The 25,783-nt window shown below is 71.5% G+C and carries 20 protein-coding genes and 1 pseudogene; 9 read left to right on the forward strand and 12 right to left on the reverse strand.

All coding sequences use genetic code 11. From position 1 onward, the window contains the following. Positions 1–36 precede the first annotated feature (36 nt). The 4 genes from ACFYYR_RS25505 to ACFYYR_RS25520 all read left to right on the forward strand — a co-directional run bounded on the left by ACFYYR_RS25505 (position 37) and on the right by ACFYYR_RS25520 (position 7,446). Entirely contained in the window at positions 37–978 is a 942-nt protein-coding gene (locus ACFYYR_RS25505) for a 5-dehydro-4-deoxyglucarate dehydratase (RefSeq protein ID WP_388857933.1), read from the forward strand. After that, positions 975–2,231, forward strand: coding sequence for an enolase C-terminal domain-like protein (locus ACFYYR_RS25510; protein WP_388857936.1), 1,257 nt, complete (start codon positions 975–977; stop codon positions 2,229–2,231). Before ACFYYR_RS25505 ends, ACFYYR_RS25510 begins: the two co-directional genes overlap by 4 nt. Before the next feature lie 4 nt (positions 2,232–2,235). Beyond that, positions 2,236–3,483, forward strand: coding sequence for a hypothetical protein (locus ACFYYR_RS25515; RefSeq protein WP_388857939.1), 1,248 nt, complete (start codon positions 2,236–2,238; stop codon positions 3,481–3,483). A 216-nt stretch (positions 3,484–3,699) separates the two neighbouring features. Continuing rightward, positions 3,700–7,446 (forward strand): glycoside hydrolase family 2 TIM barrel-domain containing protein, encoded by a 3,747-nt coding sequence (locus ACFYYR_RS25520; RefSeq protein ID WP_388857942.1) that lies wholly within the window; start codon positions 3,700–3,702, stop codon positions 7,444–7,446. A 359-nt stretch (positions 7,447–7,805) separates the two neighbouring features. On the opposite strand, the gene ACFYYR_RS25525 is transcribed toward ACFYYR_RS25520, so the two are convergent. The 3 genes from ACFYYR_RS25525 to ACFYYR_RS25535 all read right to left on the reverse strand — a co-directional run bounded on the left by ACFYYR_RS25525 (position 7,806) and on the right by ACFYYR_RS25535 (position 11,336). Beyond that, the gene (locus ACFYYR_RS25525) at positions 7,806–8,273 is read right to left on the reverse strand and encodes a hypothetical protein (RefSeq protein WP_388857945.1); all 468 of its coding nucleotides are present in this window, start codon (positions 8,271–8,273) and stop codon (positions 7,806–7,808) included. Between the two features lie 211 nt (positions 8,274–8,484). After that, complete coding sequence (locus tag ACFYYR_RS25530; RefSeq protein WP_388857948.1) at positions 8,485–9,594, reverse strand: M20 family metallopeptidase; 1,110 nt, start codon at positions 9,592–9,594, stop codon at positions 8,485–8,487. A gap of 212 nt (positions 9,595–9,806) precedes the next feature. Then, a complete protein-coding gene (locus ACFYYR_RS25535) occupies positions 9,807–11,336 on the reverse strand; it encodes an NPCBM/NEW2 domain-containing protein (protein WP_388858193.1) in 1,530 nt (509 codons plus the stop codon). Between the two features lie 674 nt (positions 11,337–12,010). On the opposite strand from ACFYYR_RS25535, the gene ACFYYR_RS25540 reads away from it, so the two are divergent. Next, a complete protein-coding gene (locus tag ACFYYR_RS25540) occupies positions 12,011–12,982 on the forward strand; it encodes a helix-turn-helix domain-containing protein (RefSeq protein ID WP_388857951.1) in 972 nt (323 codons plus the stop codon). Positions 12,983–13,115: 133 nt separating this feature from the next. On the opposite strand, the gene ACFYYR_RS25545 is transcribed toward ACFYYR_RS25540, so the two are convergent. Next, complete coding sequence (locus ACFYYR_RS25545; RefSeq protein WP_388857954.1) at positions 13,116–14,027, reverse strand: ADP-ribosylglycohydrolase family protein; 912 nt, start codon at positions 14,025–14,027, stop codon at positions 13,116–13,118. A gap of 276 nt (positions 14,028–14,303) precedes the next feature. Here ACFYYR_RS25545 and ACFYYR_RS25550 point away from each other — a divergent pair, with 276 nt between their 5' ends. Beyond that, on the forward strand, positions 14,304–15,302 hold the full coding sequence (locus tag ACFYYR_RS25550; protein ID WP_388857957.1) for a DUF998 domain-containing protein: 999 nt from the start codon (positions 14,304–14,306) through the stop codon (positions 15,300–15,302). Between the two features lie 35 nt (positions 15,303–15,337). Here the strand turns inward: ACFYYR_RS25550 and ACFYYR_RS25555 are convergent, their stop codons facing one another. Beyond that, on the reverse strand, positions 15,338–15,733 hold the full coding sequence (locus ACFYYR_RS25555) for a cupin domain-containing protein (protein WP_388857960.1): 396 nt from the start codon (positions 15,731–15,733) through the stop codon (positions 15,338–15,340). Between the two features lie 53 nt (positions 15,734–15,786). Here ACFYYR_RS25555 and ACFYYR_RS25560 point away from each other — a divergent pair, with 53 nt between their 5' ends. The 3 genes from ACFYYR_RS25560 (at position 15,787) to ACFYYR_RS25570 (ending at position 18,825) form a co-directional block, all read left to right on the forward strand. Next, positions 15,787–16,824, forward strand: a complete 1,038-nt coding sequence (locus ACFYYR_RS25560; protein ID WP_388857963.1) for a GlxA family transcriptional regulator — start codon at positions 15,787–15,789, stop codon at positions 16,822–16,824. Positions 16,825–17,152: 328 nt separating this feature from the next. Continuing rightward, positions 17,153–17,614 carry an HIT family protein gene (locus ACFYYR_RS25565; protein ID WP_388857966.1) on the forward strand — a complete coding sequence of 154 codons (462 nt, stop codon included), beginning with the start codon at positions 17,153–17,155 and terminating at the stop codon, positions 17,612–17,614. 197 nt (positions 17,615–17,811) lie between these two features. Then, positions 17,812–18,825, forward strand: a complete 1,014-nt coding sequence (locus ACFYYR_RS25570) for a DMT family transporter (RefSeq protein ID WP_388857969.1) — start codon at positions 17,812–17,814, stop codon at positions 18,823–18,825. Between the two features lie 52 nt (positions 18,826–18,877). Here ACFYYR_RS25570 and ACFYYR_RS25575 read toward each other — a convergent pair. The 7 genes and pseudogenes from ACFYYR_RS25575 to ACFYYR_RS25605 form a co-directional block, all read right to left on the reverse strand. Continuing rightward, positions 18,878–20,182 (reverse strand): annotated as a pseudogene (locus tag ACFYYR_RS25575) (UbiD family decarboxylase); the annotation flags it as partial. Beyond that, positions 20,163–21,164: a triphosphoribosyl-dephospho-CoA synthase gene (locus ACFYYR_RS25580; protein WP_388857972.1), complete on the reverse strand. Its 1,002-nt coding sequence runs from the start codon at positions 21,162–21,164 to the stop codon at positions 20,163–20,165. The gene ACFYYR_RS25580 and the pseudogene ACFYYR_RS25575, both read right to left, overlap by 20 nt. After that, positions 21,158–22,615, reverse strand: a complete 1,458-nt coding sequence (locus ACFYYR_RS25585; RefSeq protein ID WP_388857975.1) for an SDR family oxidoreductase — start codon at positions 22,613–22,615, stop codon at positions 21,158–21,160. The genes ACFYYR_RS25580 and ACFYYR_RS25585 overlap by 7 nt, the downstream gene beginning before the upstream one ends. Next, the gene (locus ACFYYR_RS25590) at positions 22,612–23,367 is read right to left on the reverse strand and encodes a citrate lyase holo-[acyl-carrier protein] synthase (protein ID WP_388857978.1); all 756 of its coding nucleotides are present in this window, start codon (positions 23,365–23,367) and stop codon (positions 22,612–22,614) included. Before ACFYYR_RS25590 ends, ACFYYR_RS25585 begins: the two co-directional genes overlap by 4 nt. After that, entirely contained in the window at positions 23,342–24,040 is a 699-nt protein-coding gene (locus ACFYYR_RS25595) for an HpcH/HpaI aldolase/citrate lyase family protein (RefSeq protein ID WP_388857981.1), read from the reverse strand. The genes ACFYYR_RS25590 and ACFYYR_RS25595 overlap by 26 nt, the downstream gene beginning before the upstream one ends. Beyond that, positions 24,037–24,375, reverse strand: a complete 339-nt coding sequence (locus ACFYYR_RS25600; RefSeq protein WP_388857984.1) for a hypothetical protein — start codon at positions 24,373–24,375, stop codon at positions 24,037–24,039. The genes ACFYYR_RS25595 and ACFYYR_RS25600 overlap by 4 nt, the downstream gene beginning before the upstream one ends. A gap of 10 nt (positions 24,376–24,385) precedes the next feature. Beyond that, positions 24,386–25,576, reverse strand: a complete 1,191-nt coding sequence (locus ACFYYR_RS25605; protein WP_388857987.1) for a hypothetical protein — start codon at positions 25,574–25,576, stop codon at positions 24,386–24,388. Positions 25,577–25,783: the final 207 nt, after the last annotated feature.

Genomic DNA, 25,783 nt, shown 5'->3' on the forward strand with positions numbered 1-25,783 from the left:
ATCGGCAGAGCCCACCCCGGACCGAAGGACGGCTCCATGGAACACCCGACGAAGAGCACCCTCGACGGTCTTCTCGCCTTCCCCCTGACCCCGTTCACCGAGAGCCTCGAAGTGGACCTCGACGCGCTGGCGGCCACCGTGGAACGGCACGTCGAAGCGGGCGCCGGTGCGCTGTTCGTCGCCTGCGGCACAGGAGAGTTCAGCTCGCTCTCCCTGGACGAGCACGCCGCAGTGCTCGCGAGGGCGCAGCAGGCGGTCGGCGGCCGCGTCCCCGTCTGGGTGGGCGCCGGCGGCGGTGTCGCCGCGGCCCGGGCAGGTGTCGCCCTGGCCCAGGAGCAAGGTGCCGACGGCGTGCTCCTGCTGCCGCCCTACCTGGTGTCGGGACCGCCGTCCGGGCTGGTCGACTTCGTCCGCTACGCCGTCGGCGACACGCAGCTCCCGGTCATCGTCTATCACCGCGCCACCGGTGTGTTCACCCCGTCGGCCGCGATCTCGCTCCTCGGCATCCCTTCCGTCGTGGGTCTCAAGGACGGCTGCGGAGACATTGAGCTGATCTCCCGGATCGTCACCCGTACGCGGTCGGTGGGCACCCGGCGAGCCGAGGAATTCCTCTTCTTCAACGGGCTGCCGACCGCGGAGGTATCGGCCAGGGCCTATGCCTCCCTCGGTGTCCCGCGCTACTCCTCGGCGGTGCACTGCTTCGCCCCCGAGATCGCGCACCGCTTTCACCGCGCCCTCGCGAACGGCGACACCGTGGCCATGGACGCGCTGCTGAGCGGGTTCTATCTGCCGCTGGTGGCGCTGCGCGACGAGACGCCCGGCTTCGCCGTCTCCCTGGTGAAGGCCGCCGCCCGGCTGCGCGGTGACAGGGTCGGACCGGTCCGGCCGCCGCTGGCCGAACCCACCGCCGAGCAGATCGGACGTCTGGAGAAGATCGTGGCGGATGGCCACACCGTGCTGAAGGCGCTGGGCCGATGAGGATCAGGGAAGTTGTTCTCACACCCGTCGCGTTCGCTGATCCTCCACTGCTCAACGTCATGGGGGTGCACGAACCGTTCGCGCTGCGCGGCATCGTTCAGATGAAGTGCGAGGACGGTGTGGTCGGCCTCGGCGAGTCCTACGGTGACCGGGCCTTCCTCGACCAGGTGCGCACGGTCCTGCCCCGGCTGTCCGGCCACGACGTGTTCGACCTTCCCGGACTCCGGCGGCTGGTCGTGGAGGAGCTGGCCGGCACCGTGCTGTCCGACGAGCACGGGCTGATCGGCGGGTACTCGATGCGCAAGACCGTGGCCAGCGTCTACTCGCTGTTCGAGGTGGCCTGCCTGGACGCGCAGGGTCGCGCCGTCGGCCGTCCCGTGGTCGACCTGCTCGGCGGCAGGGCGCGTGACGCCGTGGAGTTCTCCGCGTACCTGTTCTACAAGTTCGGGGCCCACAAAGGCGCCCGGGAGGACTCCTGGGGACCGGTTCTCACCCCGGAGGCGCTGGTCCGCTCGGCACGGCGCATGGTCGGCGCATACGGTTTCCGCTCCCTCAAGCTGAAGGGTGGTGTGTTCGATCCCGCCCAGGAGATCGAGGGGATCCATGCTCTGGCCGATGCCTTCGGCGGGCTTCCCCTACGGATCGATCCGAACGCCGCGTGGACACCGGGTACCGCCGTCCGTGTCGCGGATGAGCTCCAGGACGTACTGGAGTACCTGGAGGATCCGACACCCGGCGTCGAGGGCATGGCGCAGGTCGCCGCACGGACACCGGTCCCGCTGGCGACGAACATGTGCGTGGTCGATCTCGGGGGCATCGAAGCGGCCTTCCGGGCCCGCGCGATCGGCGTGCTGCTCTCGGACCATCACTTCTGGGGCGGATTGCGCGACACCAGGGCGCTGTCGGTCACCTGCGAGAGTTTCGGCGTCGGGCTGTCCATGCACTCCAACAGCCATCTCGGCATCAGCCTGGCGGCGATGGTGCACGTCGCCTCGGCGACCCCGCAGCTGACCTACGCCTGCGACACGCACTGGCCGTGGAAGAACGAGGACGTCATCGTGCCGGGCGCACTGGAGTTCCGCGAGGGTGCCGTCGCCGTACCGGACGGCCCCGGCCTGGGCGTCGAGATCGACGAGGACGCTCTGGCCCGGCTGCACGAGAACTACGTACGCTGCGGACTGACGACGCGGAACGACTCGGCATACATGCGGCAGTACGTCGAGGACTTCACGCCCCATACGGCGCGGTGGTGACTCGGTGAAGACGACCGGGTACGCCTACCCCTGGGACCTGCTCGACGACCCGGAATTCCTGCGCCGAGTAAGGACGTTGGGACTCGACGAGGTAGCGGTGGCGGTGGCCTACCACAGCACCCGCGCGGCGACTCCGTGGTCGACGCGGCACGCGGCGGTCCTCGCCCGCCGAGCGGCGCTGTACCGGCCCGTGCGCGAGGGCGCCTGGCGGGGAAGGCCACTACGGCCCTCACCACCGGACTGGGTGGCACGGGAGGACAGTGCGGGCGATGCCGTCCGGGCGCTCAATACTGCGGGGATCCCGGCCGCCGCCTGGATCGTCCTCACCCACAACTCCGCCCTGGGACTGGCACAGCCGGATGTCGCCGTGCGGAACTGCTTCGGTGAGACGTATCCGTGGGCGCTGTGCCCCGCACAGCCCGCAGTCCGGGAGTACGCCGCCACGCTGACCGCCGAGGCGGTGCACGAACTGGATCTCTCCTCGGTGATCCTGGAGGCCTGTGGTCCGCTCGGAGCCGTGCACCAGCACCAGCACGAGAAGACCGAGGCCGTCTGGGCACCTTCGGTGGCGCGCCTTCTCTCCGTCTGCTGTTGTACCGCGTGCGCTTCGGGCTGGGCCGACAGCGGCCTCGCGCCGGAGAGGGTCCGTAACCTGCTCCGCACCGAGGTGGGCCGGTTGATCGCCACCGGTGATCTCATCCTCTCCGACGACGGACTGCCGCCGGCTCTGTGCGAGGCCCTGCTGGCCACCCGGCAGTGTGCCACCGACGCCCTGCGCGCCGAGGTCCTTTCCGCCGTCCCCCGGGGAACCCGGATCGTCCTGCACGGGGCTCTCGATCCATGGGCCACGGGCGCCCTGCCCGGCCTCACCCCATGCGCTGTGGCGGATGCCGACGCCATCGTCTTCTCAGGCTGGGCGCCCGAGCACGGCGCCGAGACCGTCGCCGCGGCCCGCGCCGCGCTGCCCGAGCACGTCGCGGTCGGCAGCTACGTCAGCGTGGCCGGGGCCCAGCCGATTCCCGATATCGGGTCCTATGTCAGTGCCCTCAGCGCGGCTGGGGCCAAGGAGCTGCACCTGTACCACCTCGGGCTGGCCGGTCCCGGCCGCCGGCCGGAGCTGCGCACCGCCGTCTCGGTCGCGCACGCGCTCAGCCAGGAGGAACGGCGACGACGCAACGATGCTGCAGCGGCAACAGGGGCCTCCAGGCACGCCGGCGGGCTCGCGGCCAACCGGCTGCCGCCCGGCGCCTGATCGTCACTCCGGTGAACGCTCCTGCCCGTCACCGCGTCAACACCGAGGTCTGTGAGAACCGTTGACGCCTCCCCGGACCCTCAATACGGTTCGGAACCGTTCACTTCTGTTGCATTTCATTCGAATGTGTGAGGTGAGGTTCGGTTGAGCACGCGGAACGACAGACGCACAGGAGCCGGCACCCCGGTCCGACGGTTGCTCGCGGTGATACTCGCGATGACCACCGCCGTCGGACTCGGCCTCACGGCGGCGGACACCGCAGCCGGCCGGGCGGCGGACACGGGCGGGTTCCCCGCCGATGTGAACAGCTACCTCGAGGACCCCGAGCGCACCGAGGAGGGACAGGAACCGCCGCACGCCCGGCTCCAGCCGGACGGCCCCGACCGCGGGACGTGGCAGCGCAGCCTCGACGGCCGGTGGCGGTTCGCGCTGGGCGACCGTCCGGAGGATGTACCACGGGGCTTCTGGGAGAAGGACCACGACACCTCCGGCTGGAAGAGCGTCCAGGTCCCCCACACCTGGCAGACCGACGACCTCGACCACCCCGTGTTCCGCAACGTCCAGAGCGAGGTGTCCCCCGACGACCCGCCGAAGGTGCCGCGCGACACCAACCCCACCGGGGCGTACGTCCGGACCGTCGACGTGCCGAAGAGCTGGGACGGCCGCCGTCAGGTGATCCGCTTCGACGGCGTCACCTCGGGCTGGTTCCTGTGGATCAACGGCCGGTACGTCGGCTACGACCAGGGCGGCTATGTGCCCGCCGAGTTCGATGTGACCGAGTATCTGCACCCGGGCAGCAACCGGGTCGCCCTCCAGGTGCACCGCTGGAGCGCCGGGTCCTATCTGGAGGACTACGACCAGTGGCGCTTCGCGGGCATCTTCCGTTCCGTGACCCTGTACTCCACGCCCACCACGCGGATGCAGGACGCGTATGTCACCACCGACCTCGACGACGACTACCAGGACGCCACCCTGCGGGCCCAGGTGGACATCGCGCGCACCCCGGGCGACACCGGCGGCGGAGAGCACCGGGTCACCGGCGTCCTCTACGACCCCGAGGGGCGCGAGATACGGCGGCTGAGCGCCGATGAGCACCATGGCAAGGCTGATCTGAGCGCGAGGATCACCGGTCCCGCCAAGTGGTCCGACGAGACGCCGAACCTCTACGCGCTGGTGCTCACCCTGCGCGCCCCTGGCGGCGAGGCGGTCCAGACCGTCCGCCAGAGCGTCGGCTTCCGGGAGATCGAGATCAAGGACAAGCTGCTGAAGCTCAACGGCAAACGCGTCCTGATCCGTGGCGTCAACCGCGCCGAGACGGACCCGGTCACCGGACGGCATGCCACCCGCGCCCGGATGGAGCAGGACATCCGGCTGATGAAGCGGCTGAACGTCAACGCCATCCGCACCTCGCACTACCCATCGGACCCGTATCTCTACGAACTCGCCGACCGCGCGGGCATATTGATCGACGACGAGATGGAGGTCGAGACCCACAGCCACGAGAGCTGCCCCAACGACTGCCTGGCCGATCGGCCCGAATGGCGGAAGGCGTTCCTCGACCGCCACCAGGGCATGGTGGAGCGCGACAAGAACCACCCCAGCGTCATCATGTGGGACACCGGCAACGAAGCCGGGCTGGGCCGGGCTCATGTCGCCATGGCCGAATGGACGAAGAAGCGGGAGCCCACCCGGCCGCTCTACCACCAGTCCAACCGGCCCGACGGCGACGCGCCGTTCGCCGACGTCGCCGGACCCCGCTACCCGACACCCGCCTCCCTGGATTCCAAGGCCAAGAGCTTCGACAAGCCCATCGTCATGGGCGAGTACGCCCACGCCATGGGCAACAGCCTGGGCAACTTCCGGGAGTTCTGGGAGGTCATGCGGTCCCGGCCGCGCGCCCAGGGCGGCTTCATCTGGGACTGGGCCGAGCAGAACATCCGGCGCCCGCTGATCACGACCCCCGACTCCTCCGGCCACGGCATCGCCGCGAGTCTGTCCGGCAAGCCCGAGGTCGTCGACGGCGCGAGCGGCAAGGCACTGTACCTGTCCGGTCTGGACGACTTCGTCGAGGTCTACCGCGATCCCCGTCTGGATCTGACCGGCACTGCCGTGACCCTCGACGCCCGGGTCAAGCCCGCCAAGACGTGGACCGGCGACTTCACCATCGTCAGCAAGGGCGACCAGTACGTGCTGCGGATGAAGGACAAGGAGACCCTGGAATTCACCCTCACCAGCCGGGGCGGGCCCCGCACCGTCACCGCTCGCGTCCCCGGTGGCTGGACCGACACCTGGCACCGCGTGACCGGCACCTATGACGGCACCGCCCTCCGCCTGTACTCCGACGGCCAACAGCTCGCCGGGACCGCGTGGAGCGGCCGTATCGACTACACCCCCTACGACCTCGGCATCGGCCGCAACACCGACACCATGGAGGACGGCTGGAACGGACGCACCGCCCAGGGCACCGTCGACCAGGTCCGCGTCTACGGCACGGCACTCGGGGCGGACCGACTCGCCGCCGGCGAGGACCCCGCGCGTGAAGCCCTGATCGCCCTGGACTTCGACGCATTCGCTCACCGGGGCAGCTACCTCTCCTACGGCCTCTACGAGTCCGGCGTGGACGGTCTGGTCACCGCCGACCGAACGCCGGAACCCGAGACCGCCCAGCTCTCCTGGGTGCAGTCGCCCATTCGGATCACCGAGCCCGCCGGTGACGGGGCCCGCTCGGGCAAGGTCACCGTCACCAACGAGCGCGCCTTCACCGGCACCGAGGACCTGAAGCTGCGCTGGAAGGTGACCGAAGGCGCCACCACCGTCGCGAGCGGCACCCGCGCCTTGGACGTCGGCCCCGGAGCCGACGAGACGATCCAGCTACCGGAACCGCCCGCCGGCCCCGGCGGTTTCGAACGCCACCTCACGGTGCAGGCCGTCACCGCCCGCACGACCGACTGGGCCGAGGCCGGGCATGTGGTCTCCTTCGGCCAGTTCACGGTCGGTGGCGACAAGGTGCCCGAGCCCGCAGGCCGGCCCGACGGCGGTTCCGCGAAGGCCACCGAGAGCGGCGACACCGTACGCGTCACCGGCGAGGGCTTCCGGTACACCTTCGACAGGAAGGTCGGCACCCTCACCTCGATGCGCGCGGACGGCCGGGAACTGCTGCGCTCCGGTCCCGAACTGGACGCGTGGCGCGCCCCGATCAGCAATGAGCGATGGGACTGGGGCACCGCCGAAGGCAAGAAGTGGAGCGCCCTGGGCCTGGACCGGCTGCGCACCACCGTGGACGGCGTGCAGGTGACACCCGGTGACGACGGCACGGTCAGCGTGACCGTGCGCTCCACCGCCGCCGCGCCCGATGTCACCGGCGCGACGTTCGGCCAGACCGTGACCTACCGGATCGACGGCGCGGGCCAGGTACGGATCCGCCACCGGGCCGAGGCGCAGGGCGCGTTCCGCAAGCTGCCCTATCTGCCGCGGATCGGGCTCAAGCTCCGGGTGCCCCAGCGGTACGGCACCTTCGGGTGGTACGGCCGCGGTCCGGTCGAGAGTTTCAACGACCGGAAGGACGGCACCCCCATGGGCGTGTGGTCCTCCTCCGTCGAGGACCAGTACGTGGAATATCTCAAGCCACAGGACCACGGCAACCACGACGACGTGCGCTGGGCGTCGCTCACCGACCGCCGCGGCCAGGGGCTGCTGGTCTCCGGTGACCTCGAGGCGTCCGCGACCGCGTACGACCGGCTCGACCGCGCCGCCCATCCGCACTTCCTCAAGCGCAACAACGGCTGGAACACGCTGCACGCCGACCATGCCGTCAGCGGCGTGGGCGACACTCCCAACCCGGTCCGCGACCAGTACCGGGTGAAGGCCGACCGGGCCTACGACTACACCCTCACCCTGCGCCCGCTGGGGCCGGGCGCCACGGCCCGGACAGGAGGGAACACCGGCCTGGCGAGTCGCCCATGAGCCGTGTCGGCGCCGTCAGGGCCTGATCGACGGCGAAGACGTTTCGTGTGCGGCAGACGGGGTGACGACGCACCGGAGCGGGCCTCACATCCCCGGTGATGTGAGACCCGCTCCGGCAGCAGTGCGGCCGGAGTCGTGCTGAGCCCCGGGTCAGGCGCAGATGATCCGGGGTTCGGCCCAGTCGGCGTGGCCGGACGTTCTGCCGTCCCCGGCCGCCCGCGACGACGAGCCCGAGCGCGGAGCCTCGGGCCTGAGCACGGAGCCGCGGGGCAGGTCAGTGGTCAGTCGCCGGGCCGGCCAGTCGACCGTGAGCACTTTCCCCCGCCACCGAGAGCCGGCGCTCCCCGCGAGCGGTGCGCCTACTGCGGGCGGGCCAGGGACGTACGCATGGCCGTCATCAAGGCGCGTCTGGACTCCCGTAACGCGCGCCGTGCCGCTGTGCAGTCGGCATCGCTCCACGTCTCGCCGCGCACGACCGTTTCCCGGTAGGCCAGGAGCCCGGCGGCGACCTCCTTGGCCTGCTCCACGACGTCGAGAGGCGCTATCAGTTCGAGCGCGTACTGCTTGGCGTACACCTCGTGGTCCTGGAGGACCGTCCAGACCATGTGCCGGCGTTCCTCTTCCGGCCGGGACACCTCGCGGCTCGCATGGGAGACGACGTCGCGCGCCTGCGCCAGCGCCTCCAGGTAGTGCACGTACACCGACCGCAGCGTTTCGCGGTCCTGCGTCATGCTGTCCCTGCGCCAGCGGGCCCGGTCCGTGGCCAGAGTGCTGCCCACTCCGATCGCACCGCCCAGCACCACTGCGGCCAAGGCCGTCCACTCCATCCCCTCAGCATAGGAACGGTCCCGCCCCGGACGGGGATGCTTCGCGGAGGCAGCGTCTGCTGATGCGGTTGATGTTCCTGAGGCGACAGGCAGCCGCCTCGGGGCGTGGGCGACGCGCGCAGCCCTCCGGTGTCACGGCCGCCCGGGGCGGCGGGCGGTCAATCGCCGATGCCCGGGCTCGCGTAATCGCTCACAGGTCGGGCAGGATCGTTCACCTCTGTGTGCCGTTCCGCACCGCGTTCACCAGTGCGGCGACGAGTCCCGCCCGTTCGGCCATGGCGTCGATCAGCAGGTACTCGTGGTCGGCATGGGCACCGCCCCCGACTGCCCCCAGACCGTCGAGTGTCGGCACTCCCAGCGCGGCGGTGAAGTTGCCGTCGCTTCCGCCGCCCACTGCCGTGCCTTCGATGCCGGGAAGCAACCGCTCGGCAACCGCGAAGAGCCCGGCCGACGCCGATTCGGGCATCGGAGGCCGGCCGATGGCTCCCTGAACCACGATCCGGGCGTCGTCGAGGTGTGGGGCCAGCGCCGCGAACGCCGCCTCGATCCGTTCCCTCTCGTCGGCCGTCTCGACCCGGACATCGACGATGACGGTCGCCTCGGCCGGAACGACGTTGTCCAGGGTTCCCGCGGACGCGACGGTCGGGGTGACCGTCGTGCCGATGTCGGGCCGGCCGAGCGCCGCGATGTCCAGGACCTGGTGTGCTGCCTCGACCAGGGCATTGACCCCGGCCGCGGGTTCGAGGCCCGCATGCGAGGCCCGGCCCGTGATGGAGACCTGGAAGGTTCCGCAGCCCTTGCGGCCGGTCTTCAGGGGTCCGCCGTCCGCGGCGCCCTCGAGCACGAGTACCGCGCCGCAGGCCAGGGCCCGTTCCTCGATGAGGGCCCGGGAGGAGCGGGAGCCGACCTCTTCGTCGGCGGTCACCAGGATCTCGACACCCGACCGGTCCTCCAGCGTCGCCAGGCCGTGAACGCCCTGCACCAGGCCGCCGAGCATGTCGAAGACTCCGGGGCCGGTCGCCCGCCCGTCCCGGACCGTGAACGGGCGGCGTTCGAGGGTGCCGAGCGGGAACACCGTGTCGTGGTGACCGAGGATCAGCACGGTGGGATCGCCTCCGGCCGACCAGTGAACGTGCGGGCCGGCCTCGCTCTCCACCAGAACCGCCCGGCCGCCGAGACGGCTCTCGATGACAGCGGCGACGGCTTCGGCCGAAGCCCTCAAGGCGTCGAGATCGCGCGAGGGGGACTCCACTTCGACGAGTGTCCTGAGGTCCTCGATCATCGCGTCGACACTCACGTCGACGGTCCTGTGCGTCGTCACGTCGCACAGGGTACTCAGGATGCCGTGGTCCCGGTTCGGCTGCCGCCCCACTTCTCACCGTCCGCTCGGGCCGACGATCCGAACGGATGGCTGCTGAGCAACCTGTCGGCCCCACGGTTCGCCGAAGGCCCCGCAGTTCGCCGAAGGCCCCGCAGTTCGCGCCGGAATGGCACACACCTGCGGGGCCGCAGTGCGGTCGGCCGGTGTCCGGGTCAGGCGCAGGTGATCCGGGGATCGGCCCAGTCGGCGTGGTCGGACGTTCTGCCGTTCCCGCCGTCCGTGACGACGAGCCGGAGCACGGAGCCTCCGGTCAGGTCCGCGGTCAGCCGCTCGGCCGGGGCGTCGACCGTGAGCAGCCCGCTGTCCGCCACCTTCGTGTGGTCCCGGTAGACCCGGAAGACCACGGAGCCGTCACGGACGCTCTCGTCGTCGAGGCCGACGTCGACGGTCATCCTGGAGCAGGCTCCCCCGAGGTGGTAGGTGACCTCGCTGGGGGCGTGCACCCCCAGGCCCCTGCGATAAGGGACGCCCTCGATCGTCATGGGGCTGCCGTCGTCCGGCGCCTGCTCGCCGTTGCTGGTGTCCGTCTCGACCGGTCCCCAGCCGTTGCCGGCACTCGTGGGTGTGAGCGCACTGAGGTCCGAGGTGCCCGACGGCGGTGTGGCGACGCCGCCCTCCGCGCCGACCCGGTACATCACCGCGCCGTGCGACGGGACGGACGCACCGATCAGGCCGTCGTGCGACACGCTGCGCTCCTTGGACCACAGGTCGTGCAGCGTGTACGAGGAGGCGGCGGGCAGGCCGACGGCGCTCGCCCGGGTGGTGATGTCGGTGGGGCCGTCCGTCTCGTTGAACAGCACCACCGCCCGGTCGCCGTTGGCCAACGGCTTGGAGAAGACGGTCCGGCCGCCCTCGGAGGAGACCACGGCCCCCTGCCGGCCCAGGGGGTCCTGGTCGACGGCTATGACGTCCCTGTTGGTGAGGATGTCGAAGGTCTCCGCGGAGGCCTTGCGCAGGTCCGTTCCGATCAGCAGGGGTGCCGCCATCACCGACCAGAGGGTGAAGTGACTGCGGTACTCCGTGGCCGTCATGCCTCCGTTGCCGACTTCGAGCATGTCCGGGTCGTTCCAGCGGCCCGGGCCGGCGTATTCGGCGAGGGCCTGGTTCTGCTTGACAATGGACAGCATGCTCGACCAGGAGTCGGTGATGTCACCGGTGGTGCGCCACAGGTGACCGACGTCCGCCGCCCACCCCCAGGGCTTGTTCTCGCCCCACTCGCACACGCTCAGCACGATCGGGCGCCCCGTGCGCTCGATCGCGTCCCGCATCGCGCGGTAGCGGGTCCTGGCGTCGCGGCCTTCGTTGTTGCAGTTGTCGTACTTCAGGTAGTCCACGCCCCAGGAGGCGAAGAGCTTCGCGTCCTGTCGCTCGTGGTCGAGGCCTCCGGGGAATCCCTCCCGGTCGCAGGTCTTGGTGCCGGCGCTGGTGTAGAGGCCGAACTTCAGGCCCCTGGCGTGCACATAGTCGGCCAGTGCCTTGATGCCGTGCGGGAAACGCGCGGGATCGGGCACCAGGTTCCCGTAGCCGTCGCGGGTGCTCTTGGCCCAGCAGTCGTCGATGTTGACGTACTGGTACCCGGCCTTCTTCAGTCCCTTGGAGACGAAGAGGTCCGCGATGCCCTTCACCATCTCCTCGCTGAACTCCCGGCGACAGTGGGTGGAGTTCCAGTTGTTGAAGCCCATGGGCGGGGTGAGGGCGAGGCCGTCCTCGACGGCCGCGGCCGGCGGTGCCGTGGCGATCTGGGTGCCCACCCCGGCGAGGCCGACGGCCCCGACGGCGGCGATGAGCGACAGGACGGTCCCCGCACCCGCCGTCCGGGTTCTGACAGTGGTCTTCTGCACAAGCGGCTCCCATGGTCGGTCACGCTCGTTCCCGCAGCGTGTGAGCAACGGATGGCCTGGAGATCACCGCCTTGGCCGTTCAACTGACACAAACAATCAGAACCAGACGGGATCCAACAGATCGTCACACATGAGACCGGATGTTCTGACGTATCGTCAACGGTGGCGACCAAGAATCCGGAGAACTCGACAACAGGGCCGGAATCCGACGGTGACGGCCGGCGTCACGAGAGGCAACCAGGCTCCCGGCGAGCGCAGTTCACGGCGCTGGGCAGCGGCAGCCGACGCAGGCCCCGACGCCGTCGTCGAGCGTCATGACCACACTGGATACTCCAGAAGCAGCGAAGGAAGCCACATGAACAGCAAGGGCGCACCCGCGGCCGGCAACAGGGCCGGTCCGTACGACGCGATCCGGCGGGAACGCCGGCCACGGTTAATGCCGCGAATGACCCAGGATTCCGCTCCGGAGGCCCGGCGGCGGACTGACCTGCACTCACCGGAACTAGGGGAAGCAGATGTTGAACGAAGTAGTCTTCCGGAGCGAGACCGTGGCGCCGGCCGACCGGTTCGACTACTGGCAGGAGCGCATGGGAAAGACCCATGCGCCCATGCATCTCAGTAGCGACCATGCCGATGATTACCGGGCCACCCAACGCCTGATCGATCTGGGATCGGTGTCGATGTGGCCCGCGTCCTACCATCCCCTCACGTTCCTTCGCACGCCCCGTCAGATCCGCCAGTCCGATCCCGAGGTTTTCCACCTCTCCCTCCTGCTGCAAGGAGAGGGCCAGGCGACCTGGGGAAAGCGAGAGGCTCATTACCTCCCCCACGACCTGCACTGCAACGACTCCTCCGTGCCCTACGAAATCCATACGGGAGGCGAGATCATCAGGAGCGTGGGCCTCGAGATTCCCAAGGCGCTGGTGCCCTTGCCGCGCGGACGGGCCGGTCAGGTGGTCGGGCACCGTCTGAACGGGCGGACGGGGGTAGGTGCGCTGCTGGGGCAATTCCTCACCCAACTGACCGCTGACACCACGGCCTATCGGCCCAGCGACGCACCCCGGCTGGGCATGGTGGTGACGGATCTGGTGGCGGCGCTCTTCGCCCACGTTCTCGAGGACGAGAACTGCCTGACACCGGAGACCCGTCAGCGGACCCTCCTGCTGCGCATTCAGGACTTCATCCGGCAGAACCTGCACGACCCCGAACTGACCCCTGCCGGGATAGCCGCGGCGCACCACATATCCGTCAGGTATCTTCACCATTTGTTCCGGAACGAGGACTCCACAGTCGGTGCCCGTATACGTCACCAACGCCTGGAAGCCGCCCGGCTCGATCTCATCGACCCGGCACTGCGCACCACACCGATTCACGCCATAGCCGCTCGGTGGGGGTTTCCCCGGGCGACGGACTTCAGCCGCGCCTTCCGCACTGCCTACGGTTCCACACCCCGGGACCACCGGAAGCAGGCCGGTCGCACCTCATGAGCAGGAAGCATGGCCGCTACGGGGTCGGACGGCGTCGTCCCGGGTGCCCCGGGACTGGATACAGAGCTTCGCGTCATCGCACGCTGCGGCGGGGCTCCGCCGGCCCAGCTCGTCCCCTGGCTCTGCCCGCCGGTCAGCCTCCGAGGCGGTGCGCGAGATCGACGAGATCGGGCAGGCGCAGCACCCGTTCGGCACAGCCCGGCACGGGGACGTGCAGCGGCTCGGTCCAGCGGGCAGGGATCGCGTCCAGTCCGTAGGAGGCACCCGCGAGGCCACCGGTGACCGCGGCAACGGTGTCCGTGTCGCCCCCGAGATCGATCGCCGCACGAACCGCGTCCTCGAAGCTCGTCGTGCTGCGCAGGGCCCAGACCGCCGACCCGAGGCAGGGCCAGACGGCACCGTTGAACTCGGTCGCCTCGTCGGGATGCCAGTCGGCTGCGAGGACCGTGGCGTACCGTCGGCGGTGGTCGGGATGGACAGCAGCCAGAAGGTCCGGCAGCACACCGAGGGGGTCGGCGCCCGCCAGAACGGCACGGATCAGTTCATGAAAGATGGCGGTGCCTTCCCAGGCGGCGCGGTCGCCGTGGGTCAGGGCGGCAATGCGCCGGGCGGCGTCCATGGTGGCCGACCGGCCTGCGGGTGCGAAGTGAACTGCGGACGTCGATGCCCTCATCAACGCGCCGTTGCCGGCTGCTCGCTGGTTGACCCGGAAGTGGGTCGCGGCGGCCAGATCCCAGGGCATGCCGTTGGTCAGCACATCTTCGGTCTGCAGACCGATGTCCTTCGGCTCGGACACCGCCCACCGCTGGAAGCGGGCGAACATGTCCGGCAGGTCCAGTCCGTCCCGTTGCAGCAACGAGTCAGCGACCAGAACTGCCATCTGCGTGTCGTCCGTGGCCTCACCCGGCTCCCAGCCACCACCTCCGCGCATCTCGCCGCCGCCCCCTGGCACGGGGAACCGGGCGGAGAAAGCGCCAGGGGCGCCGAACTCGAAAGGGGCTCCCAGCGCGTCACCCACCGCTGACCCGACGACGGTGCCGGCCATCCGCTCAGTACGCCTCACCGCCCCAGGCTATCGGCGTCGAACCGGTAGCAGCGCCCGTTCCCTCCGGCCGGCGGGGGCCCCGCCCACGGCCGCATGAAGCGCGGCGCGGGTGATGACACGTCCCGCTGGCGCCACCGACGTGCCCGGGAGGGGTGCGGTGAACGGTGGTTGAAGGACGCCCCAAGCCCCGGACGGCACTGACACCGCGACTTTCGTTCCGAACCCGGAGACCATCGGCGGACGTGCGGTGCTGCCGCCGGTCCCTACGGTTGGCGCATGCCGTTAAGACACCGCCTCGCGCCCCCGTTCGCCTTGTTCCTCCTGGCTCCGTTCGTCGGTGAGTTCCTGCTGGGCAATCTCACCCTCGCGGAACTTCCGCTGGGTGTGATGCTGGCGCCGATGTACGGCTGCGGTGCCCTGCTCGTGCGGGAAATCGGGCGGCGCAGTGGCGGCGGCTGGCCGACGATGGTGCTTCTCGCAGCGGCGTACGCGCTGATCGAGGAGGGGCCTGTCGACCAATTGCTGTGGAACGACTCCTACGCGGGTGCCGACCTGCTGCACGGCGTCTCCTATCTGCCGTTCCTGGGCATGAGTGTCGAGCTGACCCAGGCGTCACTCGCGCTGCACACGGTGTGGAGCATCTGCGTGCCGATCGCGCTGGTGGAGACGCTGACCCGGACGCGGCGCAGCGACCCTTGGCTGGGGCGTGCCGGTCTCGGTGTGGTGGCGGGTCTGTACGCGGCGGGTGCGGTGCTGGTCTTCCGGGGCAACTACGCGGTGGAGCACTTCGTGGCCTCGCCGGCCCAGCTCGGTGGCATGGCACTGGTCATCGGGGTGCTGATCGCCGTGGCTTTCGGCATCCGCGGGGTCCGGCTGCGGAAGGTGCCGGGGCGCGCACCGGCGCCGTGGCGGGTGGGCCTGGCGGGGCTGGCGGTGACGAGTGCCTACTGGGGTCCGCTCAACGTCGTGACGGCCGACTGGTACGAGTGGATCGGAGTCGGTGTCTGGTGCCTGGCGGTTGCCGCGGGCGGGTGGTGGCTGAGCCGGTGGTCCCGCCGGGCGGGCTGGGGTGCTCGTCATCGGTTCGCGGCCGCAGCCGGGGCCGTGCTCACCTATGTGTGGGTGTCCTTCCCGGTCCGGCCCGAGTCCGGCGGTTCCGCACGGGCGGATCTGGTGGGCAACGTCGTCTTCGGGGTGCTCGCCTGCCTGCTGCTGGTGTGGGCGGCCCGGCGTGCGGCGGTCGGCGATGGCCGGCCTGTGCCCGGTGAGCCGTGACGGGAGTGTCGTCGGCCCACCGGTGCCGGGCCGTCTCAGAGATCGAGGGCGTGCCCGGTCGTCGCGTCGACATGGTCCGGGATCTCGTCGTGGCGGTCACCGACCGTGGGTGTGCCGGTGGGCTCGAAGAGGAGGAGGTCGGCGCGCGTGGGTGTGTACGGCTTGTGCTCGGTGCCTCGGGGGACGGTGAAGACCGCTCCGCGGGGGAGCCGGACCGTGCGCTCGCCGGCGGCCTCGCGGAGGGAGATGTGGAGCTCCCCGTCGAGGACCAGGAAGAACTCGTCGGTGTCGTCGTGGACGTGCCAGAGGTGTTCGCCTTCGACCTTGGCAAGGCGCACGTCGTAGTCGTTGACGCGGGTGACGATGCGGGGGCTCCAGAGGGCGTCGAAGGAGGCGAAGGCGTCGCTGAGGATGATGGGTTCGTTGCGCATGGAGGGAATCCTCGCGGGTTGAGCACGGCAACCGTGAGTGCTAGGAATCGCATATGCCACAAGATTCCTCGCAGGACGTTTCCCGTGCCCCGCACCGGGTCGTCGTGGTCGTGGACGAGAACTCGAACCCGTTCGAACTCGGCTCTGCCACCGAGGTGTTCGGCCTGCGCAGACCCGAGATCGGCCGCGAGCTCTACGACTTCCGCCTCTGTTCGCCCGAGCCGCTCACCCGGATGCGCGACGGGTTCTTCGCGCTCACGGGCGTCGCCGGCCTGGAGGCGGCCGATACGGCGGACACTCTGATCGTCCCCAACCGGCCCGACACCGAGGTGCCCCGCCGCCCGGCCGTCCTCGATGCCGTGCGGCGTGCGCACGAGCGCGGCGCGCGTCTGGTCGGCTTCTGCAGCGGGGCCTTCACTCTCGCCGAGGCCGGGGTCCTCGACGGGCGGCGGGCCACCGCGCACTGGCAGTGGGCGGGTGACTTCCGGGCCCGCTTCCCCGCGGTCCGGCTCGAGGAGGACGTGCTGTTCGTGGACGACGGTGACGTCCTCACCGCCGCGGGCAGTGCCGCCGCTCTCGACCTCGGGCTGCACATCGTCCGCCGCGACCACGGGGCGGAGATCGCCAACTCCGTGAGCCGTCGCCTGGTGTTCGCGGCGCACCGGGACGGCGGGCAGCGGCAGTTCATCGAGCGCCCGGTACCCGGTCTGCCGGACGAATCCCTGGCGCCGGTCCTGGCCTGGGCGCAGGAGCGGCTGGATGCGCCGCTGACGGTGTCCGACCTCGCGGCCCGTGCCGCGGTCAGCCCGGCGACGCTGCACCGGCGCTTCCGGGCACAGGTGGGGACGACGCCGCTGGCGTGGCTCACGGGAGAACGTCTGGCGCTGGCGTGCCGGTTGATCGAGCGGGGTGAGGCACGGTTCGAGGTGGTGGCCCGGCGCAGTGGGCTGGGCACCGCGGCGAATCTGCGCGCGCTGATGCGCCGTGAGACAGGGCTCGCCCCTTCGGTGTACCGGCAGCGGTTCGGCCCGGAGGCGGGCCGTGGAATGCGAGTGCCCGGCGCTGGGGCTCGGCCGTCGGCATCGGCGTGATTCGGGGTGCCGGGGTGGTGCGGCGGTTCGTGTGGAGCCGACGACCTGATGAGCACGGACCGAACCTGACGGGCGCCGTGCAGCTGGGACCTCACCACCTCCGCGCGAGACGCACGCCTCGGCCCGGTCGACGGGCCGGGCGAACAGGCCGAGGCCGCGGGTCACGTCCTCGGCGGGTCACCTGACGACAAAACGGCTCGCCTGCCGACGCCGGGCTCTGATGTTCTGGTGCTGTCCGCCGACACGGGGCTGTTCCCCCAACACGGGGCTGCTCCCCCACACGGGGCCGTCCCCGACACTGGGCTGCTCCCCGACGCGAGGAGAGATCATGACCGCTGACGGATGCGAGTTCTGTGCCATCGTGCAGGGCCGGGCCGAGGCAAGCGTCGTCCACGAAGACGACGCTGTGGTGGCCTTCATGGACCTCCGGCCCGTCACGCCGGGTCATCTGCTGGTCGTTCCCAAGGCACACGCGGTGGGCTTGGAGGACCTGGACGAGCCGCTCGGTGCCCAGGTGTGGGCTGTGGCCCACCGGCTCGCCCGTGCGCTCCGCAGCTCGGACCTGCGCTGTGAGGGCGTCAACCTCTTCCTGGCCGACGGGGAGGCCGCCTTTCAGGAGATCTTCCACGTGCACCTGCACGTCTTCCCCCGCTTCGCCGGTGACAGCTTCCGGATCGACGCGGACTGGAGCGTACGGGAGCGGGGCGAGCTGGACGAGAGCGCCGCCGCCGTCCGCGCCGGCCTCGCCGCACGGAGCGATCGCCGAGCCCGTCGGCGCGCGGCGGGGTGACGGGGTGGGCAAGGGGTTCGGCTGCGGCACCGGCTCCTGAGCGGCCTTCCCCACTGGGACGGGTGCATGCTCTGCGTCCGTCCATGACGGTCGGGGGCCCGCCCCTCCGCACACTCCCCCAACGGTGCTGTCCGGCCGGCACGGGATGGAGCAGAGGCAACCCCACCATCGGCTGACCACCCGGTAGCGTGCCCCTTATGTCCCCGACCGGCTCGTTACGGCTGTGCCTGCTCGCCCTGTTGTGGGGGTCCAACTACCTGCTGATCAAGCTGGCGGCCCCGGCGTTCTCCCCCGCCCAGATCCTCACCCTCCGGCTGGCGACCGGGGCCGCGGTGCTGCTGATGGTGGCCGCGCTGCGCGGTGAGTCCCTCCCGAAGGACCGTCGGACCTGGGCCCACCTGCTGGTGGGGGCGGTTCTCGCCAACGATGTGCCGTACTTCCTCTTCGCCTGGGCCGAGCAGACCGTGGACTCGAGTCTGGCGGGTACCTGCAACGCGGCGGCTCCGCTGTTCACGGTGGTCGCCATGGTCCTCTCCGGGCAGCGGCGCCGGATGCGCGGCGGCCAGCTCGCGGGGGTCCTGGTCGGTTTCACCGGCGTCCTGGTGCTGCTCGCGCCCTGGGGTGCACCGGGCACCGTGCCGGCGACGGGTGCCTGTGTCGTGGCCGCCGCCGGCTTCGGCGTGGGATTCGTCTATCTCGGCCGGGTGCTGGCCGGTTCCGAGCACGGCCCGCTGGCTCTCGCGGCCGGACAGCTCACCGCCGCCACGGCCGTCTCCCTGCTGGCCGGGCCCCTGCTGCTGAAGCCGGTCGGGGGTGATCCGGACGCGACCGTCGCCGTTCTGGCGCTCGGCGTGCTCGGCACCGGTACGGCCTATGTGCTGAACCTCCGTCTGATCGCCGGGGAGGGGCCGCTGGCCGCCTCACTGGTGAGCTATCTGCTGCCGTTGGTCGCCGTGGGCCTGGGGACGGTGCTGCTCGACGAGCCCGTGAGCTGGTCGCTGGCGGTGGGCGGGAGCGCCGTCCTCCTGGGGGTGGCCCTGGGCGGACGGCGGCCCGCGGCCCGGGATGGCTCCCGGCTCACCCCTGCGGCGGGTAGCCGTAGGACTCCCAGCGGCTCAGCACCCGTTCGCGCAGTTCGGCCGGGAACTGCGCGAAGTCCGCGCGGACCGGACGGCCCGACGGAGGCCAGTCGTCCCGGGGAAGACAGTTGAACACCGCCTTGTCCGTGCGGGCGGTGCGCCGCTCCTCGTCGCTGAGATAGCCGACGAGCGGCAGGGTCGGCACGTCCCGGACGAACCCGGTCTCGCCGGGGTGGGCGCGGGTCGCCACCGCCCAGGTGACCTGTTCCAGGTCGGCCGGGTCGATGTCGTCCTCGACCACGATCACCTTCGGCATGATGTGGCGGGGCCGGGTGCGGTACACGGCCTCGCCCACCTCGGCGGCGAGCTTTCCCCAGCTCCCCCACCGGCCGGGGCCCGACGCGGTGTCGACCGTGACGACCAGCCAGTGGCAGGCCGCCGCGAAGGGCATGAAGGCGCGGCGCACCGGGAGACCCTCCGCACGCAGCTCGTACAGCACGGCGGCGGCGATGTTGATGCCCCAGTTGGTGTGGTTCTCCTCGACCGGCATGCCGGCGACGACGACCGGCAGCACCGGGTCGTCCCGGTGGGTGACGGCGGTCACGCGGTAGACCGGGCACAGCCGGGTGTCCTCGGGCCAGAGCAGGCCGCTGTACTCCCCCATCGGGCCTTCGGGCGCCACCTCCTCGAAGGACAGGAAGCCCTCGATCACGATCTCGGACTCGGCGGGGACCAGCAGGTCGTGGCTCTCGCAGCGCACCACGTCGAGCGGCTCGCCGAACCAGCCGCCGAGCACCGCGGCTTCGTCCAGTCCCTCGCGGACCGGGCAGCCGGCGACCATGGCGATGCCGGGGGACGTGCCCAGGGCGAGGGCGAAGGGCATGTCCTCGCCGCGCTCGCGCCACATGCCGTGCATGCTGCCGATGTGCTGGGCGGGCACGACGATGCCGGTCATGGAGGTGCGGTCGCGCAGCATGATCCGGGTGATGGCCCAGTTGGTCCAGGAGCCGTCCGGGGACCGGGTGACGACCGTGCCGTAGGTGTTGAGGTAGCGGCCACCGTCACCGGCGTGCAGCAGGGGGGCGGGCAGCCGGTACAGGTCGACGTCCTCCCCGGTCGTCCGGTGCTGTTTGCACGGCCCGGTGGGGACCTCGCGGGGTTCCAGGGGCTCGCACTCCTGGAGCCGCGACCAGGCGGTGACGAGGTCGGCTGCGGTGGTGTCGAGCGGCAGGCCGAGCGCGAGGGCGACCCGGGCGAGCGGATACGCGGGATGGGAGCTGAGACCGGCGGGCGCGCCGAGCACCCGGAAGCCCGGTTCCGTTCCCTTGATCCGGTTGAACAGCGGTGCGGCGGCGGGCAGTTCGTAGGCGCGCCGGGTGATGGCACCGAGTTCGAGGTTCCAGTCCACCTCGACGTCGATCGGCTGGAGGTCGCCGATGTTGCGCAGGGCGGTCAGGTAGTCGCGCAGACTACGCAGATGCGTGGGCACGCAGGGGTCCTTTCTGTGCCGGGCTGTCCTGCCACCGGGTCTGCCAGGTGTGCAGGGCGACGGCCATCGCCGCCAGGTCGGCGGAGCCTCCGGGGCTGATGCGTTCGTGTTCGAGGTACCGGGAGAGCCGGGCGATCCGCTGCCGGCCCCGGCGGGTGGCGGTGCCTCCGGCGGCCCGGGCGGCTGCCGCCCGCTCCCGGGTCCGGTGGAGCCGGTCGGGGGTGAACTTCCGGTTGAGCACGGTGGTGTCCTCCACCACGGCCATCAGCGCCAGGACGGCATCGGCGACCGCTTCCCGCAGCGGCCGTCCGGCGCCGAGTGCCGCCCGGAGTGCGGGCAGGCCGTGTCCGGTCAGGCTGGGCAGGCCCCGGAGCACCTCACCGCGGACCCCGGAGAGCCCGTGGCGGGCGTGGGCCCGCAGCCCGGTGCTGGCGCCGCCGGTGACCGGGGCGGCCAGATCGGCGCGGAGCGCGTCCCGGCTCAGGTCCCGGGCCGTTCGGCATATGCCGTCCGGCTCGGGCGGGCGGCCCGCCGCGTGCTCGACGCCGGCCGCGCAGCACAGCAGCATGCCCAGGAAGACCGATCCCCGGTGGGTGTTGATCCCGCCGGTCGCCGCGAGCATGGCGCGCTCGGCCCGCTGCCCTTCGGCGCGGAGCCGGGTGAAGTCCCGGGCGACCCGGGCGGCGGAGCCCCGTTCCAGTCCGAACAGGGCGGCGGCGCGGAAGCCCGGCTGGAGGGCGGCGGCGCTGCGCAGCAGGGTGTAGACGTCCATGTCGTGGTGGCTGCCGGTGTCCACGGCCGTGACGAGACCGGGTTTGGGCCAGGTGACCGCCTCGGCGGCCAGGCCGTACACCATGGCGGCGGCCAGCCGGTCGGCGGTCGCGGCGGTGTCCGCGTCCGGGTGCTGGGCTCCCTCGGGCGGGGAGCCCGTGGCCGGTGGCCGGGCGACCGGGCCGGGGGCGTGCGGCGGCCCGGTCAGCATGCGCTGAGCCCGCCGTCCACGGGGACGGCGACGCCGGTGAGGTAGTCGCTGACCGGGGAGGCGAGGAAGAGAGCGGTGTCGACGATGTCCCAGATGCTGACCTCGCGGCCCAGCGGTACATCGCCGCGGATGCGGTCCCGGGTGGCCGGGTCGGTGAAGAGCGGCTCGGTCATCGGGGTGCGGATCAGGCCCGGGCAGACGGCGTTGACACGGATGCCGTCCTTGCCCAGCCGCACCGCCGCGGCGCGGGTGAGCGGGAGCAGCGCGCCCTTGCTGGTCTGGTACGCCACGCCCACCAGGTCGCTGGCGGCCAGGCCGAAGGCGGACGAGATGCTGACGACGGAGCCGCCGGGGCGCATGACCGCGGCGGCGGCCCGGATGCCGTGCAGGGCGCCACCGGTGTTGACCTTCAGCGCGAGGTTCCAGCTGTCCTCGGTGAGGTCGCCCAGGCCGTGGGCTTCGAAGTAGCCCGCGTTGTTGATGAGTACGTCGAGGGTGCCGGTGTCGGCGACCACCGCGCGGACCGTGTCCTGCCAGGCCTGCGGGTCGGTGACGTCCAGGGTGTGGAAGCGGGCGTCCAGGCCCTGCTCGGTGAGTTCCGCGGCGAGGGCGGCACCGTCGGCGTCCCGGTCGGTGACGTGGACCCTGGCTCCGGCCAGCGCGAGGACCCGGGCGAGTTCCGAGCCGCGGCCGCGCGCGGCGCCGGTGACCAGCACCGTCCGTCCCGCCAGGGTGGGGCGCCAGGTGCTGACCGACCGCTGCCGTCGCCTGAGGTCCTCCTTGTAGGTGGCGGCCCGGTCCTCGATGCCGGGCAGCAGGGCGGCGATGTCGGACAGCGGCACTTCGCCGTGCCGGACCAGGACGGGCCGTTCTCCGGTGAGGTCGACGATGGTGTTGCCGGTGCCCGCCTCGCTGGGCTCGCCGCCGTCGAGCACGAGGGCGACCCGGTCGCCGACCTGGGCGCGGGCGTCGTCCAGGGTCACCAGGTCGCCGCCCTGTCCGCTGCGGTTGGCGGAGGTGCAGGCGGCGTACCCGCCGACTGCCTCCAGGAGTTCCCGCAGGACGGGGTTGCGGTGGCACGCGACGGCGACGGTGGGCAGCCCGGCGGTGACGTGGTCGCCGACGGCTTCGGGGCGCTTGGGCAGGATCAGCGTGAGGTAGCCGGGCCAGAGGCTGCGGGCGAGCGCGCGTACCTCGTCGGTGACGACGGCGACGGTGTCGAGCAGTTCGGGGCCGGCCAGGAAGAGGGTGAGCGGGAAATCGGCCTCTCGCTCCTTGGCCCGGTAGATACGGGCGGTGGCCGAGGGGTTCGCGGGGTCGGCGGCCATCGTGTAGTGGGTGTCGCTCGGGGCGACGACGACATGGCCGTCGCGCAGCAGCTTCCGTGCGTGGCCGAGGGCGGCGGCGGGGACGCCGCCGGTGGCGGCATCGGTGTTCGAGGTTCCGGTCATGTGCAGCTCCTGTACGGGTCGCAGGTGCGGGACGGCGCCGGGTGCGGGCCGCAGGGTGCGTCGGTCACGGAGTCCGGGCCACGGAGGGCCTCGGGCACGGAGGTCGGGGCGCGTGGTGCGTCGAATGCCTGGGCAGGGCCCGGCGGTGTGCCGGGCACAGGGTTCGGGACGGACGGTGCGTCATGTGCGCCTTCCGGGCGGCGGCCCCAGCCGTCCGTGACGGCGAACGCCCGGCGGTAGCGGCTGCGCGCGGTGCGCAGGAGGAGTGCCCGGGGGTGGCGGCCCAGCACGATGCAGCGCTTGGCCGGTTCGTCGCACACCAGGCAGGCGCGGGGCGGCAGGCCGAGGTCGGCGCGGCCGAGTGTGCGGGGCAGCACCACATCGGCGTCGGTGAGTTCGCCGACCGTGTCGTGCTGCTCCATCCGGAGGCAGCCGATCTTCGCCCGGTGGGAGCCGCCCGCCACCACCAGAAGGGTGACCGGGCCGGCCGGTGCCGGGTACGTCCGCTGCACCGGCACCGGTGGCAGGAGGGGCCGCAGCCGGTCCAGTGCCGCCCGGTGCAGCCGTTCGGCCTCGGCCGGGGTGAAGCTCCCGGCCGGGGCACGCTGCGACACCGCGACGGTGGTGTGCCCGGGCCGGTGCGCGGCCCGGGCCTCCGCGTCGAGCCGGTCGCGCCAGGCGAGCACGGTGCCGGCGAGGTCCGCCGGCACCGTGCCCGGCCGCGGGTCACCGGCCGGCGTCGGCGAAGGCATTCCTGGTCACCGGTGACTGCGCGGGATGGATGATGCTCTTGCCGGCGAAACCCAGCCGCGCGGCGCGGTGGGCGTCCTGCCAGACCGCGTCGCGGTCGTGCAGGTTCCCGTAGACGGTGTCGTAGGCGGGCAGGCCGGCCGCCGCGGCCTTCCGCACCAGCTCGCGCTTGGCCTCCCACAGGTCCTGCGGCGCGCCGGCGGCCCGGCTGTCCCGGAGGTAGTCCTCGCCGCCGAAGGTGAGCGCCGTGACCTCGGGACGGCCGGTGACGATCTCCTCCAGGTCGCGCAGGGCGCCGACGGTTTCGATCATGAGCTCCACCCGGGGCGGCCCGGCCGGGCCGGCGAGGGCGCCGATGCGGGCGAGAACGTCGTCCAGGTCCTGCCGGGTCCGGACACGGGGCAGGCGCAGCCGGTCGAGCCCCAGCGGCACCAGTTCGGCGAGGTCGGCGTCGAGGTGGGCGCTGCCCGGGGCGTTCACCCGCACCAGCGTCCGGTCGGGCAGGCCGCCGCAGGAGCGCAGCAGTTCGGCGGCGACGTCGCGGGCGGCGTCCTTGTCGCGGTCGTCCACCGAGTCCTCCAGGTCCAGCACGACGGCATCGACCCCGGAGACGGTGAGCGCATGATCGACGTATCCGGGGCGGCCCGCGGAGACGTAGAGGGAGAGGACGGTCACGGCCGCTCCTCCGTTCCGGTGGTGGACAGGTCCCGGGCCGGGGCGGCCGGGGCGGCGTCCGCGGGCGCGGACGTGACGGTCTGCCAGCGGCGTACGGCGGTCCGCAGCCGGGCGCGGACGACCCACTCGGATGCGGCGTTGTCGTGGATCTCCACGCTGGCCGCGGTGATCCCTGCGGCGTGCAGCGTCTCCAGTCCGAGGGTGCGCAGCCGGTCCCCGACCAGGTCGGCGACCGGGCTCTGCACCCGCACCACCAGCCGGGGGAAGGCGCGCAGCGCCACGAGCACGTCCCCGGACTGGCGGGTGCCGGCGACGACGGTGTCAGCGGTGTTCATGCCGGCCACCTCACGCCGCCTGCTTGTGCCGGCGCCGCAGGTCCGCGGGCCAGGCGTCCGGGTCCAGACCGTGCTGGGCGATGACCGCCCAGGCCCACCGCTCCAGCCCGAAGGCCGTGCAGCCGGTCCACGCGGTCTCCCCGGACGCGGTGACGATGTCGCCGGTGCTGCCGAAGAAGGTGCCGTGCACGTTGAACGAGGCGCAGGCGAAGTCCGCGTCCTTGTACGGCAGATCGAGCCGCAGCTCGAACTTGGGCTCGGGGTCGACCACCGCGTCGGGCCGGTCGCCGCGGAGGAAGAACGGGTCGTGGCCCGGGACGAGGCTGCCTCCCAGCTGCCATTTCTCGGCCAGTTCCAGCACGCGCCGGCGGCTCTCGTCCCGGCAGGAGCGCACGTAGTCCGGTGACCCGACGAAGACCACCTCGCGCATCGAGAAGTCCCACAGCCGCTCGATCAGTACGGCGTTGCGGCTCTCGTACCGGTAGCACCGGCCGAGGGTGGTGATGGCGGTGTCCGTGGCCAGCCGCCTGCCCTCCAGCCCCTGGTAGACGTGGAAGCAGGCCGCGGGGGCGAGCACCCGGTCGCGCGGGGCGAAGCCGGCGAAGTCGTCCCGGGGCGGCCGGCCCCCGTCCTCCAGGGTCCGGCTGACGTACTGCTGGGCGGCGTCGATGTCGGTGCTGAGGTGCACCGGGAACAGGACGTTCTGCGGGAAGGCGTCGAAGTACCGCAGCCGCTCCAGGTAGTCCACGGACAGCAGCGTCGAATAGGCCGCCTCGCCCGCGTCGAAGCCGGTGGCGAGCTCGCGGAAGGCGTCGTCGAGGGCGCGGATGAGGGTCACCAGCGGTTCACCGATGACCACATCGGCCATCCCTAGCGGGGTGAGCGCCCCGGCGGTGACGGCCTCGTCCGGAGTGAGGGTCGACGGGCCGCGGGGCGGGCCGACGCGGACGGGGCGCGGCTCCTCGTGCCCGTCCGCGTCACCCTGCTGTCCGGCGGTGAACCAGTCGACGGTGGTCCGCACCTTGCGGCCGATCTCGTCGGAGTCGGCCTCGTCCGGCACCCAGACGCGGATGCTCTCCCGGCCGACCGGGTCGATGTGGAACTTCACCACCTGAGAGCTGGCGAAGTTGATCCAGTAGGCGAGTTCCGGGACCAGTGAGGCGGCTATGGCCCGGTTCAAAGGCACGTCGAATTGACGCATGATCGAATTCCCCCGTTGGAATTGCGTGAACCGGCCCCGGGCGGCCGAGAACACGTCGTGTTCAACAGATTCAGCGCACCCGGGATACCGGTGAAAAGATCGGAATCGGTCAGTCCGTGACCGCAACGCACCACAGCGACACAGCAGATCGCTGCGGCATGATGAATACCCCCCGTACCTGTCACACCGCTTCACCGTACGGAAGAC

The sequence above is a fragment of the Streptomyces sp. NPDC001922 genome, assembly GCF_042891165.1.
Lineage (GTDB): Bacteria > Actinomycetota > Actinomycetes > Streptomycetales > Streptomycetaceae > Streptomyces.

Excerpts from the sequence above, each read along its gene's own strand:
- ACFYYR_RS25555 (WP_388857960.1), bottom strand. The coding sequence starts at position 15,733 with ATGCGCAACGAACCCATCATCCTCAGCGACGCCTTCGCCTCCTTCGAC.
- ACFYYR_RS25580 (WP_388857972.1), bottom strand. The coding sequence starts at position 21,164 with ATGCTGACCGGGCCGCCGCACGCCCCCGGCCCGGTCGCCCGGCCACCG.
- ACFYYR_RS25560 (WP_388857963.1), top strand. The coding sequence starts at position 15,787 with ATGCCACAAGATTCCTCGCAGGACGTTTCCCGTGCCCCGCACCGGGTC.
- ACFYYR_RS25600 (WP_388857984.1), bottom strand. The coding sequence starts at position 24,375 with ATGAACACCGCTGACACCGTCGTCGCCGGCACCCGCCAGTCCGGGGAC.
- ACFYYR_RS25510 (WP_388857936.1), top strand. The coding sequence starts at position 975 with ATGAGGATCAGGGAAGTTGTTCTCACACCCGTCGCGTTCGCTGATCCT.
- ACFYYR_RS25505 (WP_388857933.1), top strand. The coding sequence starts at position 37 with ATGGAACACCCGACGAAGAGCACCCTCGACGGTCTTCTCGCCTTCCCC.
- ACFYYR_RS25565 (WP_388857966.1), top strand. The coding sequence starts at position 17,153 with ATGACCGCTGACGGATGCGAGTTCTGTGCCATCGTGCAGGGCCGGGCC.
- ACFYYR_RS25545 (WP_388857954.1), bottom strand. The coding sequence starts at position 14,027 with ATGGCCGGCACCGTCGTCGGGTCAGCGGTGGGTGACGCGCTGGGAGCC.
- ACFYYR_RS25525 (WP_388857945.1), bottom strand. The coding sequence starts at position 8,273 with ATGGAGTGGACGGCCTTGGCCGCAGTGGTGCTGGGCGGTGCGATCGGA.
- ACFYYR_RS25520 (WP_388857942.1), top strand. The coding sequence starts at position 3,700 with ATGACCACCGCCGTCGGACTCGGCCTCACGGCGGCGGACACCGCAGCC.
- ACFYYR_RS25605 (WP_388857987.1), bottom strand. The coding sequence starts at position 25,576 with ATGCGTCAATTCGACGTGCCTTTGAACCGGGCCATAGCCGCCTCACTG.
- ACFYYR_RS25540 (WP_388857951.1), top strand. The coding sequence starts at position 12,011 with ATGTTGAACGAAGTAGTCTTCCGGAGCGAGACCGTGGCGCCGGCCGAC.
- ACFYYR_RS25550 (WP_388857957.1), top strand. The coding sequence starts at position 14,304 with ATGCCGTTAAGACACCGCCTCGCGCCCCCGTTCGCCTTGTTCCTCCTG.
- ACFYYR_RS25585 (WP_388857975.1), bottom strand. The coding sequence starts at position 22,615 with ATGACCGGAACCTCGAACACCGATGCCGCCACCGGCGGCGTCCCCGCC.
- ACFYYR_RS25590 (WP_388857978.1), bottom strand. The coding sequence starts at position 23,367 with ATGCCTTCGCCGACGCCGGCCGGTGACCCGCGGCCGGGCACGGTGCCG.
- ACFYYR_RS25535 (WP_388858193.1), bottom strand. The coding sequence starts at position 11,336 with ATGGGCTTCAACAACTGGAACTCCACCCACTGTCGCCGGGAGTTCAGC.
- ACFYYR_RS25570 (WP_388857969.1), top strand. The coding sequence starts at position 17,812 with ATGTCCCCGACCGGCTCGTTACGGCTGTGCCTGCTCGCCCTGTTGTGG.